The sequence below is a fragment of the Halosimplex litoreum genome (assembly GCF_016065055.1).
Lineage (GTDB): Archaea > Halobacteriota > Halobacteria > Halobacteriales > Haloarculaceae > Halosimplex > Halosimplex litoreum.
The window spans coordinates 2,999,923-3,014,059 of record NZ_CP065856.1 but is presented as its reverse complement, the minus strand read 5'-3'; the positions used below and the strand labels follow the sequence as shown (position 1 = coordinate 3,014,059).

Sequence of the window (14,137 nt, the reverse complement as noted above, 5' to 3'; positions counted from 1 at the left end):
ATAATTCTTTTCACGATATTTTGCGAGAAATTAACTCGGGAGCGAAAAAGGAATCCGGGCGTGAGCGGCGCTGACGGGGCGGTTGTCAGGGAGTACCACGACAACTGTCGACGAGGCGTATCAGTCGGCAGTGGAGGTGCTGGCGACCGTCGCTGGCGGGACGCGCGAGGGGTCGTCCGTGGGGGTCGGCGAGGGGACGGGCGTGGACTCTGGGACCCACTCGGGGCGGTCGACGGTCGTCTCGCCGACGCGGTCGTAGGTGTAGCGCCACTCGACGGCGATGCGCTCGTCGATGTTACGCAGGTCGAACTCGTAGTGGACGGCGCTGACGTACCCCTCGGGGGCGATCCACAGCGTGGCGGCGAAGTCGTGAACCGCGTACGCGCTGTAGGTCTCGGGGATCTGTGGCGGGACGTTGTCCGAGACGACCCGGGCGTACGGGCGTCCGTTCCTGGTCACCACCTCGACGGAGTCGTACCCCTCGTTCAGGAACGTGAGTATCTCGAAGGAGACGGTCTCCGCGTAGCGCTGGCCGACGGGGTCGGTGAGTCCCGCGGGCACGGGTTCGGCGTCGGCGCCGTTCGACCCCTCGACTCGTCGGTAGGCACCGTCGCGGTCGCCGTAGGTGACCGTCGTGTTCGTGCCCTCGTCCGCGTTACGGACCAGGAAACTCCCGTCGGCACCGACGGCGATCCGTCGGTCGTACTCCCGTGCGATCGGGCCCGACCCGCCGGCAGTTCGTCGGTTCCACTCCAGCGTGTACGAGTGGTCGGACAGGTACGCGATATGTGCGGTGAACAGCCCGCTGACGTTGATGTCGCCCTCGGCCGAGATCGCCGGGAACGCCCCCAGCCGCTCCCGAGGTGTCGCCGGCGGTGGGGTGTCCGTCGGGCCCAGATCCGGTACCGGCGCCGGCGTGACCGTCTGGGCCGGCGTGGGCTGGCCGCCACCGGCGAAGACGCTGCAGCCAGCGAGGACGACCACCAGCGCGACGGCGACGAGCAGGCGACCGGAGCCGGCCAGTCCCGGCCCACGAGTCCGACCCATCTATTGGTCCCCTCCGTCAACGGGCGTCGGAGTCACCGTCTCCGCGGTCGCAGTCGGTCCCGCTGTCGCCGTCCCCGTGGCCGCCGTCCCGCCGTCGACCAAATCGGCGACCCAGTCGGGGCGGGACAGGTCGGTCTCGCCGACGCCGCGGTACGCCGACCGGAGCGACACCGCGACGCGGTCGTCCGTGAGGGTGTACTCGTACTCGACGACGACCGCCCGCACGAGCCCCTCCGGCGCCACGTAGGCGGTCGCGGCGTAGTCCGTGATCGTCTGTTTCGCGTGCCCCTCGGCCAGGGTCCGCGGCGGCGCGGTGACGTGGACGCGGTAGTAGGTCCGCCCCTCGCGCTCGACCGTCGAGACGGTCGAGGCGTCGACGGCGAAGTAGCGCCCGAGCGTCTGGCCCGTTCGCAGGTAGTGTCGGTAGTTGGGCTCGCCGCTACCGACGCGGTACCCGGTCCCGTTCGAGTCCGCGCCGCGCACGTATCGCCCGGTGTCGTCGGCGTAGACGGTCCCGCCCACCATCCCGGTCATCCGCCGAGCGAGGCGGTAGGACCCGTCGTCGCCGACTCGCAGTCGTCGCTCCGCGACGTCGACGCTGACGTTCGACGCGGTCTCGCCGCCGACCGGGGCCGACCGGTCGACGCTGCGCCGGTAGTCGAGCCGCCAGCGGAACGAGCGGTCGGCGAGCGCCGCGAAGTGGGCACGCGTCAGCGCCCCGGGTGAGACGCTCCCGTTGGCCGCGACGCCTGGCGGCGGCGACACCGTCTCTGTGGGCGCGTCCGTCGGGACCGCCACTGGCGTCACCGTCTCGGCCGGCGTCGGCGCCGCGCCGTCGGGTGCGAGCGCGCTGCAGCCGGCCAGCGTCACCGCGACCAGTGCGACCAGCGCGAGCCGTCTGACCATTGACGGCCGTTAGAACGAGGGACACATAAGCGGCGTGGCGAGGTGCGCGCCCACCGGGCAGTCGCGCTCCGAGCGGCGCCCTGCGACCGGGTCCGCGGACGGTCCCGAAAGGGACAAGACGGCGGGGACGAATCGACCACTGTGCGTATCGAGAACAGTTTCATCCCGGTCGACGGCGTAGGCGAGAAGACCGAGCGGTCGCTGTGGGAGTCCGGGGTCACTCACTGGGACGCCTTCGACCCGTCGGCCGTCGGCGCCCGACAGGCCGAGAACATCGAGTCGTTCGTCGCGACGGCCGCCGAGCGCCTCGACGACGGCGACGCCGCCTTCTTCCGCGAGCGGTTCCCCTCCGGCAGCCACTGGCGCTGTTACGAGAACTTCCGCGAGGACACCTGCTTCCTCGACATCGAGACTACCGGGCTCGACCAGCACCGCCACGACGTGACGGTCGTCGGCCTCCACACGCCCGGCGAGACCGAGGTGCTGGTCGCCGACCGCGACCTGACCGGTGAGCGCCTCCAGCGCCGCCTCGACGACGCGAAGCTGCTCGTGACGTTCAACGGCAAGCGCTTCGACGTGCCGTTCCTCGAGACCGCCTTCGACGTGGACGTCGAAGTCCCGCACGTCGACCTGATGTACCCCTGCCGACGGCTGGGGCTGACCGGCGGGCTGAAACGCATCGAGCGGGAGACGGGGATCGACCGCGACCGCCCGGATCTGTCCGGCGAGGATGCCGTCCGCCTCTGGCGGGAGTACGAACGGGGTGACGACTCCTCGCTGGAGACGCTAGTGTCGTACAACCGCGACGACACGGAGAACCTCCGCGCGCTCGCCGACCGCGTCACCGACCGCCTCGACAGCGACGTGTTCGTCGCACGGGGGTGAGCGACGGGGCTTCGCGTCCGAGAGTGCGGTCGATCGGGACGGTCTCCCGAGGATGCAACCGGCTCGCAAGCGGGATCTAAAGAAACTTAACGGACCCTTACACACGGATAGGACATGGACGGCCCCTCCAAACGAGTCGCTCGCGCGCTGTTCGCCGCCGTGTTGGTCCTCGCGGCGGGAGCGGTGGCGAGCAGCTACGCCACTGCGGAGCCGAACGTCGCACGCACGCACGGGTCGCTCGCCGACGCGAGCGGGTCCGGGCCCGACGCGCCCGGCGTCGCGGGTCCCGAAGCGTCGCCGACCGGCGTCGCCTCGGATCCCGTCGCCCCTGGTCTCACCGACCCCGGCGGCTCGCCGGACGGCGCGGCGAGCGCCGCCGAGGACCCCCTGCTCGTCGATCCCGCGGAGTACGACCCCGCCGACCTGACCGTGGTCGGTACGCAGGGCTTCTACGCCTCCGACGAACAGGCCGAACTGGTCGCGTTCGATCGCTCGGGCGAGGTGGCCTACTACGAGGACGACTACCGCGTCTACTTCGACGTCGACCCCGTGGAAGGCCGACCCTACACCGTCGAGTACCTGGCCTCGGAACATCGCGACGGCGAGGCCTGTGCGACGGTGCGCACCGACCGGTGTACGTTCAACGTCTTCGAACGCGTGAACCTGACCTCCGGTGAGACCCGGACGGTCTACGGGGAGCTCACCCCGAAGATCTACTCCGGCCGCTGGCACGACGTGGACCGCATCAACGAGAGCCACGTCGCCGTCGCCGACATCCTGCGCGACAGCGTCCGCGTGGTGAACGTGACCACCGACGAGACGGTCTACGAGTGGAACGCGTCGGCGTATTTCCCCGACGACGTGGGCGGCGCCGCCGGCGACTGGACGCACATCAACGACGTAGAGGTGCTCGACGACGGTCGATTCATGGTCAGCGTCCGCAACATGGACCGGGTCGTCTTCGTCGAGCCCGGCGAGGGCGTCGACGCGAACTGGACGCTCGGCGAGGAGGACAACTACGACATCCTCTACGAGCAGCACAACCCGGACTACATCCCGCCCGAGCGCGGCGGGCCCGCGATCACCGTCGCCGACTCGGAGAACAGCCGGCTGCTGGAGTACCAGCGGGTCGACCCCGAGACGGGCGAGGCGACGACGGCCGCCGACGGCGAGTGGGTGCGGTCGTGGGGCTGGCGCGACAGCCGCCTCCAGTGGCCCCGGGACGTCGACCGCCTGCCGTCGGGCAACAGCCTGATCGTCGACACGCACGGCGACCGTATCGCCGAGATCGCCCCCGACGGGACCGTGAACTGGAGCCAGACCGTCGGCATGCCCTACGACGTCGAGCGGCTGGGCACCGGCGACGAGAGCGCGGGCGGACACAGCATGCGGTCGATCCGCGACGAGCGCGGCACGACCGCCGGTGGGTCGGGCTCGCGTTCGGGCGTCGGCGTCCCCCTGTTCCAGCCGGCCAACCCCGACACCGGGTCCGACACCGTCCCGCCGGCCGGTCAGATAACCCACCCCAGTCGTGGCCCCGTCGAGACCGTCTGGGTCGCACTCAAGGAGTTGACCCCGAGCCTCGTCGTCAACGGCGCGCTGTACGCCGCGCCCTCCTGGGTCCGGTTCACCGACCTGGCGTTCGGCGGCCTCGCCGCCCTGACCGCCGTCGCCTGGGCCGGAACCGAACTGTACTGGTCGCAGTACTCGCCCCTCGCCTCAGTCCGGGAACGACTCCGTCGCGCTCGCGGCGCCTGACGACCAGCTCATCCTCGTCGGCGATCCTCTGACGACCAGCTCATCCTCGTCGGCGATCCTCTGACGACCAGCCCCGTCAGTGTCGTCCGTTCCCGCCCATCGTATCTGATCTACAGAATACTACGATATCGGTACGTTCGAATGAAGTAGGCGTTCTTCGCACTTTTCGAAACTGTCGTTCGGCTCGTGCGAACAGTAATTCAAGTCGCCATCGCCACGCTGTACGGTGATTTTCGTGTATCAGTGCTTCCGGTGGGAGCGTCGACAGGTCGGCCGACTCGGATGCTCGAAACACCGATATTTCGGTCGTGTGTGTCTCTTTCCAGGGATATACTCGGATCCACCCCCGCGTTCCGTACCGGCCATCCACGGCTCGACAAGCTACCAGATTTCGTATACGAATTTGGAACTCTACGATACCAAATATTCACTACGGATCGAGTAAACCTCTAGAAGTGCGGCGCGACGGGACGTGTTCGACTGTCGGCCGATAGCGCGGCTGGAGCGTGCGGTGACGAAGCGGAACGTCCACGGCGGCGGAAGCGAGAAGGGGGTGGACTCAGACCTCGGTGACGCGCTGGTAGGTGTCGTCGAGCGCCTGCGCGTCCTCTTCGAGGAGGGCGACGACGACGTACTCGGCGTATTCGGAGACGTAGTCGACGAGTCGGGCGATGCGGTCGGAGTCGATGGCCTCGATGGAGTCCAGCAGGAGGAACGGGCAGGTCTCGTAGACGTCGTGGGTGAGGTAGCCGGCGAGTGCGAAGATGAGTCCCGTCACCTCGCGCTCGGACTCGCTGAGGTGGTCGATCGAGTCCTCGTAGGTCGTGCCGTCCTCGGTGCTACGCACGACGTGCAGGTCGAAGACGGACTTCTCGACGCGCCGCCGACCCTCCTTGACGCGTTCCTGTTTGCGCTCGATCCAGATCCGTTCGAGGTTCTCGTAGCCGAGCATCTCCAGGACCGACTCCATGTGCTCGTTGAACTGCTCGACGGCCTCGGTCTCGATACGGTCGATCCGGGTGCGCAGGTCCTCGATCCGGTCCTGGAGTTCCTCGCGCTCGTCCTGGAGGTCCCCGCGACGGTCCAGTTCCGACTCGATGCGCTCGATCTCCTCGGAGACGTCGTCTAGATCGTCCTGCCGGCGACTGATCTCGAACTCGAGTTCGTTAGCCTCCCGGTGGAGGTCCAGCAGGTCGCTCTGGGTCTCGTCCTGGAGGTCGTTGACCTCGCCTTCGAGGTCGTCGATCCGGTCTTCCAGGCGGTTGCGGTCGCCCTCCAGGCCCTCGACGCGCTCGCGGCGCTGTGAGAGCTCGGATTCGGCGCGGCGACGGCGGTCCTCGAGCTGCGAGCGCTGGCGCTGTTGCTCTTGATAGGTCGCCTTCTCGGTCTTCAGGTCGTCTATCTCCGACTGCAGGTCCTGTCGCTCGGAGAGCTTCGACTGGCGCAGGTCGCGGATCCGGTCGAGCGTCGTCTCGACGTCCGACTGGTCGACCTCGCTGCCGCAGGTCCAGCAGACCACCTGGTCGTCGACGAGGCGCTCGGTCAGCTCCTCGGCGTCGTCCTCGCCCCGGAGGGCGGCGACCACGTCCGAACTCGTCCCCTCCAGCATCTCCTCGTTGAACTGGATCACCTTCTGCAGTTCGTTGACCGTCGAGTCCAGGGTCTGGCGCTGGTCACGCAGTCGGTCGATGTGGTCCTCGACCTCGCTCACGTCGTCCGACACTTCTTCTGGGAGTTCGGCGAGCTCGGTCTCGACCTCTTCGATCTCCGACTCCAGCGCGCCGATGCTCTCGCGCTCGCTGTCGAGGTTGTAGCGCACGTCCTCCAGGTCCGAACGGGCCTCGCGGAACGACTCCAGCGCGTCTTCCAACTCGGCTTTCTGGTCGCGGGTCGTTCCCACGTCCTGGTCGGCGTCGTCGATCTGTGCTTTCTTGTCGGCGAGTTCCTCGCGTTTGTCCTCGATCTCGGCTTCGAGGTCCTGACGGCGCTCCTCCAGTTCCGGCAGGGTCGTGCGCAGCGACTGGAGGTCGTCGAGACGCTCCTCGATATCGTCGCGCTCGGCCTGCAACTGGTCGATCTCGGACTCGATAGCGGCCGTGTCGACCGGCCGCATGATGAGCTCCCGGAGGTTCTCCGTGCGTTCGACGGCCCGACGTGCCTCGTTGGACTCCAGCAGGAAGACGAACAGATCGGCGATCTCGGCCTCCTCCAGGTAGGGGTCGCCGCTCGTGACCACGGTCCCGTTCTGACGCGTGAGCGTCCGCGCGTACGTCTCGTCGCCGACGGTCAGTTCGACGCGGCCCTCGTCGGCGTCGCCTTTGAGCGAGACGTTGTCGCTCCCGAGACCCGCCATGATGGCCTGCAACAGCGACGTCCGGTTCGTCGCGTTGCGACCCGTGAGTATCGTCACACCCGCCGAGAACGACACGTCGGTCGTGTCTATCCCCCCAACGTTCTCGACGGCGACGTCTACTGGCTTCGCCTTACTATCGGTCGCTCCCATGTGTATCGGTGGCCGTCAGCGGCGGATAAAAGTATTGCATCGTCGCTCCCGGTCGTGCCGACCGATCCGCCCAGACCACGCCGTCCTGGTCCCGTCTCGGCGGAATTACACACATACGAGTGTAATGCCTACTCGTCGACACGGCAGCGACAGCCGCCGCGCTCGATGAGGTCGATCGGGTCCTCCTGGCGGCCACACTCCTGGCAGACGACCTGTACGTCCGCGATCACGTCGACGGGTCCGATGTCCAACCGCTCGGTCGAGCGGAGGTTCTCGACGTTGCGTCGGGTGACAGCGTTCAGGCGACTGGTGAGTCGCTGGATGGTCTCGACGGACTTCTCGCGCTGGTCCACGTCGTTGCCGCCCTCGTACTCCGCGTTCCGGTAGTCGCGCAGGTAGGTGTGGACGGCGTAGTGGCTCACGAAGTCGCTCTGCAGGTCGTCGACGTCGATCCCTTCCCGTTCGAGTCGGTTTCGGGCCTGCGTGCGCGCCCCCTCGGTCACGTCGTCGCCGGTGAGCAGGTCGTAGATGTTCTCCAGTTCCCCCTGCAGCGTCACGACCCCCGCCTCGTCCATGGCGCTCTCCAGCACGCGCCGGTTGAAGAAGTCCGCGAGGTCGCGCAGGCTCTGGCGTTCCCGTCCCTCCCCCGTCCACCGTCGCTCCAGTTCCCGGCCCAGGTCCCCCAGATCGTACTCGCGGACCACCCGCTCTACCTTGTTGTCCGGGCGCTCGTCCTGTCGATTCGTCATGCACACCTGCTACCACGGACTCGCTGATAGGTCTTCCGTTCGTTTCCCCACACGACCGCCGCTACCACCCGCCGGACCCCGATCCCACCCCCTCCCACCCCCGTCCCGCGCCACCCATCACCACAGGCCGTCCCGACCCGCGACCGCACGCCCCGGACCCTCGAGTACGGTTCCGAGACCGAACGGAGCGGAGCCCACCGCCGCAGAAAGGTAATAACTTCGTCATTGACGGCATGTTTTTTATTTTGCTCTAATCAATCCCCGAGTACGATCCGCAGATCCACTTGTAGTCGTCTTCTACCCGACAATCGGGGTGAATCGTTCGTCTCAGGCGTTCGATTTCGATGGTCCGCCACGTTTCACGCCTTCCTCGTAGTATCGTCTAGCTGTAGACTCGTTCGTCCATCTCTCCCAGATAACGGTCATCACCGTGTTACTAAATTTTTCTGTCTATTCGGGAATCGTATACGATTTCTAGTACGTTACGAATTCGGTCTCGCTGTCACGAGCAGTGGGGCTGGCGCGGTCGCAGTCACCGGGAACGTCGTCGTCGGCGCCGCCGTCGCGACCGCGCCCCGGTGTCGAACCGGGGCCATCGCAGCCGGGCCGTTGCGGGCACTCGTTCGCCGGGATTCGAGGTCGGTCGGGAGAACGCATCGGCACCGCTGGGATCGGCCGGGCGAGCGGTCAGTCGGCGACCCCTGGCACCTCCGTCGAGCGACTGGATTATCGGTCGGTGTCGGTCCCTTCGTCGTCGGGGCCCCAGATGTCGGTGTCGTCGGGATCGCGCGAGCCGAGGTCCATCGGTCGGATCCAGACGAACCACGCGGCGAGGACGACGCTCCCGTAGCCGATCGGCCAGACGAGGCTACCGACCCCCTCGAAGCCCGCGGACTCGACGAGGCCGGCGACCTGACCGGTCAGAGCGATCCCGACGAGCAGTGCGAGCGCGAGCACGATATCTCCGCGGTCCATTGGCCGCCGATAGGGCCGCTGCGAACGTAAGCGGATCGGTCGGGTTCGCGGAGATTCGCCCCGTTCGATTCGGTGGGCCCGAACGTTCGGGATCCTATCCAAAACGACTTACTCGCCCCCGCCGTGGCTCCGGGCATGACTGCCGCGCGCGAAGTCGAGTTGGAGGGTCACGTCATCGACTCGGGGATGATGCAGGCCAGTTTCGGTATCATCATGGACATGGGCGGCTCCTTCGAAGTCGAAGAGTTCGCTATCGGCCGCGAGAAGACCGAGGAGTCCTACGCTCGCCTCCTCGTCGAGGCGCCCGACGAGGAGACCCTGCAATCGATCGTCCACGAGCTCCACCAGAACGGTGCCAACCCCTCGGACCCGAAAGACGCCACGCTCCAGCGCGCCCCCAAGGACAAGGTCGTGCCGTACGGCTTCTACTCCACCACGAACCACCCCACCGAGGTCCGCATCGACGGCGAGTGGGTCGAGGTCGAGGACGTCGAGATGGACTGTGCCGTGATCGTCGAGGATCGGGAAAGCGAGAACGGCGGCCCGCGGGCCTACACGAAGGTCCTCAGCGCAGTCGAGGAGGGCGACGCGGTCGTCACCGGCGAGACCGGAATCAGAGTGAGCCCGCCCGAGCGCCCCCGCGACCGCGAGGGCGCCTTCGGCTTCATGCAGGGAGGCGTCTCCTCGGAACGGCCCTCGGAGTCGACCATCCGGCAGGTCGGCGAGGCCATCGAGGAGACCAAACGCGAGGGCGGCGACGTCCTCGCGGTCTGTGGTCCCGCGCTCATCCACTCGGGCGCCCGCGAGGACCTCGCTCGCCTCGTCCGCGAGGGCTTTATCGACATGCTCTCGATCGGTAACGGCTTCGCCGTCCACGACCTCGAACGCGACCTGTACGGCACCTCCCTCGGTATGGACACCGAGAGCCTGGATCATCCACGAAAGGGCCACAAACACCACATCTACACCATCTCGGAGATCATCCGCGAGGGCGGTATCGAACAGGCCGTCGAGAGCGGCACCGTCGGATCGGGCGTCATGTACGAGTGCGTCGAGAACGACGTGCCCTTCGTCATCGCCGGCTCCATCCGCGACGACGGCCCCCTGCCCGACACCATCACCGACTCGATGGAAGCCCAGAACGCCATCCGCGAGCAGGCCCACGAGGCCGATCTGGTCCTGATGCTCTCGACGCTGCTGCACTCGGTGGCGGTCGGGAACTGTCTGCCGTCGACGACCCGCACCGTCTGTGTCGACATCAACCCCGCCACCGTCACTCAGCTGCTCGACCGCGGCAGCGACCAGGCGGTCGGGATGGTCACCGACATCGGCACGTTCGTCCCGATCCTGGCCGACCACCTGCTGGACGAGTAGCGAGGGCGACCGAAGGGAGCCCTCGGAAAAGACGAGCGGCGACCGATGTGACCCCCTCGGCGGAGTCCCACCGGCGTCACCGACCGTCTCGGTAGCGTCCGGGCTGGTCTATATAGCGATCATAGCCGCTTTTAGGGGCCGTGACCACTCAGATCGTCGGGATGCCCTCCCTGAATCGCAGGTCGCTGCTCGCGAGCGCGAGCGCAGCGCTCGTCGCTGCCAGCGGTTGCAGCGCGGTCGAATCGTCCCCGCAACTCGCCCACTGGGTAACCGTGTACCTCGGGGAGCGCGACGAGACCCACGAGGTGTCGGTCACGGTCACCGACGACAGTGGCGAGACCGTCTTCGAGAAGGAGTACAGCCTCTCGGACGACGACGAGGCCGACGAGGACGCCCCCTTCCCCGACGCGACCGAGCCCGAGACCGTCGTCGTGACCGTCGACGGCACCCGCTTCGAGCGCGACTGGCCGGGGTTCGAACAGCCACAGCTCCCCTGCGACGGGGAGAATCGGTCGGGAATCGAGGTCTGGGTCGAAGACGACGAGAGCGGGTCCCCGGGGATCCGGATCGAGGCCGACTGTCAGTACGTCACGATGGACTGACCGCCCGGGAGCGGACGGTCTCGATCGGTCACCGCCGTCACCGCTCGGGCGTTCGGTACAGCAGGTCGTACTGGTGGGCGACGTAGGTCAGCTCGCCCCTCCGAAGTTGCTCGCGGCGGGTCGCCAGCCAGTCGTCGAACCCCTCGATCCCCTCGCCCGAGAGCGCGTCGGCGACGAAGCCGAGGATCCGGTCGAGGAAGTGCCGTTCGTCGGCCGGATACCGCCCGCCGCGGGGACGGGCCACCCAGTCGGAGCCGTCGACGGCGAGCAGGTCGCCCTCGCGCTGTCGGCAGAGGTCGATCAGGTGCCGACCCGCGCGGACGTCGCGACCCTCGCGGTCGTCGATCGCTTCGTGATACGCGCGCTCGACGCGGTCGTCTGCGGGGTGGTCGGGCTGGAAGACGGTTCCGCCGTCGAAGGTGATCGGGAGGTACGCCAGCCCGCCGGGCGCGAGCGCGGTCTCGACGGTGTCGAGGAGCGCCGGAAGCGGGACGAGGTCGGCGAACGCCTGTGCGACGAAGAGATCCGCGCCGCGCTCGTCGGCCAACGCCGCCAGCGCGTCGCCGGTCTCGAATCGGGCGGCGAGGCGGTCGACGGCGAGCCCCTCGGGCGTCTCGGCGACCGCGTGGCCCCGCCGGCGCAGTTCCCGCGGCCGGACGGCGCGGGCGAACGCGACGACGCCCGGGTCGCGGTCGATCCCCCGATACTCGCCACGGTCGACGCCCCACTCGACGAGGTTCGCGACGGTGACGCCGGTGCCACAGCCGGCTTCGAGCACGCGGGGCGCGTCGGGGAGTGCCCCGAGCAGACGGTCGCGGACGCGACGAGAGCGTGCGCGGTCGTCCACCGAGCGCTTGGACTCCAGGTACCGCGTCGCCGCGTGGGTCATTCGGCGCCGGTTCCGTCGTTCGCTCTCTCACCGTCGCTCACTCCACTCCCGTTCCCGACGCCGGTACCGCCCAGGTCCCGCCGGTGGCTCGCCCAGGCGAAGTCGTCCTCCCAGATCCGGACGACCAATGCGTCGGGGTTGGGGTCGGCCAGCGCCGCCGCGACGCGGTCGCCGAACAGCCGCGCGAAGTGTTCGACGCTGGGGTTCAGCCCCTCGAACTCCGGGAGGTCGTTGAGCAGTGCGTCCCGGTAACGGGCTTCGAGGTCGTCGAGAACGGCCTCGACGGCGTCGATGTCGACGAGGTAGCCGTACTCGCCGAGTTCGGGGCCACCGAACCGGAGTTCGACGGTGAAGACGTGGCTGTGGACCTGGCCCTCCGGCCCGGGGTCGGGGACGGTCAGGAAGTGCTGTGCGACGAACTCGCGGGTGACGGTCAGTTCGTAGTCGTGTGATTCGGTCATGTGTGTCGTCGTGGGGCCGCGTCGCGTCTCTCACTCGTAGGTCAACAGCACCTGCAGCGGGTCGTCGGCGCGCTCGTCGAGGAGTCGATACGCCTCGGTGGCCTCACCGAACGGGACACGGTGGGAGATCAGCGACTCGGTGTCGAGCCGTCCGAGGCAATCGAGGGCGACGTCCATCCGCCTGGGCTTGCTCCACCGACCCCGCGTCTCCGGGTCCAGCGTGCTGACCTGACTCGACTCGACCGACACCCGGTCGCGGTGGAAGTCCGTGCCCAGGTCGAGCGTCGCGGGCTTGTCGCCGTACCAGGAGCCGACGACGACGCGGCTATCGTAGCCCGCCGCGTCGACGGCCGCATCGAGCGCCTCGGGCTGGCCCGACAGTTCGAACACGAGGTCGGCACCGTCAGGGTCGTCCCAACCGTCGACGACCGAGGCGATTCCGCCGGGGCCGACGGCCGCGTCCGCACCGAGATCGCGGGCTCGCTCGCGTCGGGCGGCGATGGGGTCGACGGCGACCAGCCGGTCGAGCGGGAACTCGGCGAGGCGGGCGACGGTACAGAGGCCGACCACGCCGGCACCGAAGACGACGACGCGCTCGCCGACCCGCGGACGGCCGTCGAGGACGAGCGACGTGGCCGTCTCGACCGAGGGCGCCATCGTCATCGCTTCGGGACTCACGTCCTCGGGCACGGCGACGAGCGCGTCGGGAGCGGCGGCGAATCGCGTCTCGTGGGGGTTGAACCCGAAGACCGTGCGATCGAGCCAGTCGTCCGCGACACGGCCGCCGGTCGCGACCACGTCTCCGACGGCCGCGTAGCCGTACCGGACAGGGTAGGTCAGGTCGCCGTCCAGAGCGTCCAGCGTCTCGTCGGCGGGCACGTCGGTCGGTGCCTCGTCGCGGTAGATGAGCAGCTCCGTCCCGGCGCTGATCCCGGAGACGCGCGTCTCGACGACCACCTCGTCGGGGTCGGGGTCGACGCTCGTCGGCCGCCGCTCGACCGTGCGCGGCGCCGTGAAGTACAGCGACGTGCGCTCCATCAGTCGTCGGCCGCGACCCTGTCGACGCCCCGCAAGCGAGTGCCGGTCTCCCGACAGACCTCCAGGGCTTCCTTCGCGTCGTCGCCGGCCGCGTGCGCCGTGGGCCCGCGGCCGACGCCGACCTGCAGTTCGATCCCGCTCTCCTCGCGGACGTGCGTGAGCGTCTCGTCGAACGCCGCCGCGTCCAGATCCGGACAGACCGCGATCACGTTGTCCCCGCCGACGAAGTGGGCGACACTGTCGTGGGCCTCCCGCAGGTGCGTCGCCAGGTCGAGCGTCGCCCGGCGCACCGACAGCGTCGCGTCGGCGGCGTTGACCCGGTCGGTCAGCGACCCCGTCGCGTCGACCACGTCGAAGTGCGCGACCGTCACGCGTTCGCGGGCCTCGGCGGGCAGGTCGCGCTCGGCGACGCCGAACACCTCGCGGCGGTCGTCGGCCTGGGCGCTGCCCGCCGCCTGCAGCTCCTCGGTCGCCGCACCGAGCGCCTCGACCGGCGTCGTCGCCCGCCCCACCCCGACGCTCACCGTCACCGGATAGCGGTTTCGCACCCGGCGCTGGAACGCCCGGTGGCTCTCGGGGTCGCGACCGTTCGTCACCGCGACCATGTTGTCGAAGCGGCCGTAGAAGGCGTAGCCGTCGCGCTCGCCGACGAACGACGACAGTTCGGCGAACAGCTCCGCCTGCAGCGACTGGAGGTCGGTCTCGCGCCTGGGCGCCGGCGTCACCGTCCACGGGCCGTACTCGTCGATCTGGACGAGGGCCATCTGAATGCTGTCGGTCACTGAAATAGAGACCCTCAGGACTGATGGGTAATTATCTTTCCGGGGTGGCCGGGCTCGCCGCACGTTCCGTACACGTTGCCTGCGTATCGGTTGCTCGTGACGAACGAGTCGCGAACTGCAGTCGACCGACAGCGACCCCACTCGACGGTGACCGCCGAAAGCCCTCGC

At 68.4% G+C, this 14,137-nt stretch carries 13 protein-coding genes; 4 read left to right on the top strand and 9 right to left on the bottom strand.

What is annotated here, in order from left to right:
- Positions 1 to 120 precede the first annotated feature (120 nt).
- The gene (locus I7X12_RS14945; protein WP_198060853.1) at positions 121 to 1,047 is read right to left on the bottom strand and encodes a hypothetical protein; all 927 of its coding nucleotides are present in this window, start codon (positions 1,045 to 1,047) and stop codon (positions 121 to 123) included.
- The gene (locus I7X12_RS14940) at positions 1,048 to 1,953 is read right to left on the bottom strand and encodes a hypothetical protein (protein ID WP_198060852.1); all 906 of its coding nucleotides are present in this window, start codon (positions 1,951 to 1,953) and stop codon (positions 1,048 to 1,050) included.
- Positions 1,954 to 2,094: 141 nt separating this feature from the next.
- Between I7X12_RS14940 and I7X12_RS14935 the strand changes: the two genes are divergently transcribed.
- Both I7X12_RS14935 and I7X12_RS14930 read left to right on the top strand, forming a co-directional pair.
- Positions 2,095 to 2,838: a ribonuclease H-like domain-containing protein gene (locus tag I7X12_RS14935; protein ID WP_198060851.1), complete on the top strand. Its 744-nt coding sequence runs from the start codon at positions 2,095 to 2,097 to the stop codon at positions 2,836 to 2,838.
- Positions 2,839 to 2,952: 114 nt separating this feature from the next.
- Positions 2,953 to 4,596: an aryl-sulfate sulfotransferase gene (locus I7X12_RS14930; RefSeq protein WP_198060850.1), complete on the top strand. Its 1,644-nt coding sequence runs from the start codon at positions 2,953 to 2,955 to the stop codon at positions 4,594 to 4,596.
- A gap of 559 nt (positions 4,597 to 5,155) precedes the next feature.
- Here the strand turns inward: I7X12_RS14930 and I7X12_RS14925 are convergent.
- The 3 genes from I7X12_RS14925 to I7X12_RS14915 form a co-directional block, all read right to left on the bottom strand.
- Complete coding sequence (locus I7X12_RS14925) at positions 5,156 to 7,099, bottom strand: archaea-specific SMC-related protein (RefSeq protein WP_198060849.1); 1,944 nt, start codon at positions 7,097 to 7,099, stop codon at positions 5,156 to 5,158.
- A gap of 128 nt (positions 7,100 to 7,227) precedes the next feature.
- Positions 7,228 to 7,848, bottom strand: coding sequence for a rod-determining factor RdfA (rdfA, locus tag I7X12_RS14920; protein WP_198060848.1), 621 nt, complete (start codon positions 7,846 to 7,848; stop codon positions 7,228 to 7,230).
- A gap of 726 nt (positions 7,849 to 8,574) precedes the next feature.
- Positions 8,575 to 8,823, bottom strand: coding sequence for a hypothetical protein (locus I7X12_RS14915; protein ID WP_198060847.1), 249 nt, complete (start codon positions 8,821 to 8,823; stop codon positions 8,575 to 8,577).
- Positions 8,824 to 8,958: 135 nt separating this feature from the next.
- Between I7X12_RS14915 and I7X12_RS14910 the strand changes: the two genes are divergently transcribed.
- On the top strand, positions 8,959 to 10,197 hold the full coding sequence (locus tag I7X12_RS14910; RefSeq protein ID WP_198060846.1) for an ornithine cyclodeaminase: 1,239 nt from the start codon (positions 8,959 to 8,961) through the stop codon (positions 10,195 to 10,197).
- A gap of 140 nt (positions 10,198 to 10,337) precedes the next feature.
- The gene (locus tag I7X12_RS14905; RefSeq protein ID WP_232342862.1) at positions 10,338 to 10,799 is read left to right on the top strand and encodes a hypothetical protein; all 462 of its coding nucleotides are present in this window, start codon (positions 10,338 to 10,340) and stop codon (positions 10,797 to 10,799) included.
- A gap of 37 nt (positions 10,800 to 10,836) precedes the next feature.
- Here the strand turns inward: I7X12_RS14905 and I7X12_RS14900 are convergent, their stop codons facing one another.
- From I7X12_RS14900 to I7X12_RS14885, 4 genes are read right to left on the bottom strand one after another with little or no spacing between them, the layout of a single operon-like run.
- Positions 10,837 to 11,688, bottom strand: coding sequence for a methyltransferase domain-containing protein (locus I7X12_RS14900; RefSeq protein ID WP_198060845.1), 852 nt, complete (start codon positions 11,686 to 11,688; stop codon positions 10,837 to 10,839).
- Positions 11,685 to 12,149: a 6-pyruvoyl trahydropterin synthase family protein gene (locus I7X12_RS14895; protein WP_198060844.1), complete on the bottom strand. Its 465-nt coding sequence runs from the start codon at positions 12,147 to 12,149 to the stop codon at positions 11,685 to 11,687. Before I7X12_RS14895 ends, I7X12_RS14900 begins: the two co-directional genes overlap by 4 nt.
- A gap of 30 nt (positions 12,150 to 12,179) precedes the next feature.
- On the bottom strand, positions 12,180 to 13,187 hold the full coding sequence (locus I7X12_RS14890) for a zinc-dependent alcohol dehydrogenase (protein WP_198060843.1): 1,008 nt from the start codon (positions 13,185 to 13,187) through the stop codon (positions 12,180 to 12,182).
- Complete coding sequence (locus tag I7X12_RS14885) at positions 13,187 to 13,951, bottom strand: GTP cyclohydrolase IIa (protein ID WP_198063882.1); 765 nt, start codon at positions 13,949 to 13,951, stop codon at positions 13,187 to 13,189. Before I7X12_RS14885 ends, I7X12_RS14890 begins: the two co-directional genes overlap by 1 nt.
- Positions 13,952 to 14,137 lie beyond the last annotated feature (186 nt).

Coding starts and splice junctions, on each gene's coding strand:
- I7X12_RS14895 (WP_198060844.1), bottom strand. CDS start 12,149: ATGACCGAATCACACGACTACGAACTGACCGTCACCCGCGAGTTCGTC.
- I7X12_RS14885 (WP_198063882.1), bottom strand. CDS start 13,951: ATGGCCCTCGTCCAGATCGACGAGTACGGCCCGTGGACGGTGACGCCG.
- I7X12_RS14945 (WP_198060853.1), bottom strand. CDS start 1,047: ATGGGTCGGACTCGTGGGCCGGGACTGGCCGGCTCCGGTCGCCTGCTC.
- I7X12_RS14910 (WP_198060846.1), top strand. CDS start 8,959: ATGACTGCCGCGCGCGAAGTCGAGTTGGAGGGTCACGTCATCGACTCG.
- I7X12_RS14925 (WP_198060849.1), bottom strand. CDS start 7,099: ATGGGAGCGACCGATAGTAAGGCGAAGCCAGTAGACGTCGCCGTCGAG.
- I7X12_RS14915 (WP_198060847.1), bottom strand. CDS start 8,823: ATGGACCGCGGAGATATCGTGCTCGCGCTCGCACTGCTCGTCGGGATC.
- I7X12_RS14930 (WP_198060850.1), top strand. CDS start 2,953: ATGGACGGCCCCTCCAAACGAGTCGCTCGCGCGCTGTTCGCCGCCGTG.
- I7X12_RS14900 (WP_198060845.1), bottom strand. CDS start 11,688: ATGACCCACGCGGCGACGCGGTACCTGGAGTCCAAGCGCTCGGTGGAC.
- I7X12_RS14940 (WP_198060852.1), bottom strand. CDS start 1,953: ATGGTCAGACGGCTCGCGCTGGTCGCACTGGTCGCGGTGACGCTGGCC.
- rdfA (WP_198060848.1), bottom strand. CDS start 7,848: ATGACGAATCGACAGGACGAGCGCCCGGACAACAAGGTAGAGCGGGTG.
- I7X12_RS14890 (WP_198060843.1), bottom strand. CDS start 13,187: ATGGAGCGCACGTCGCTGTACTTCACGGCGCCGCGCACGGTCGAGCGG.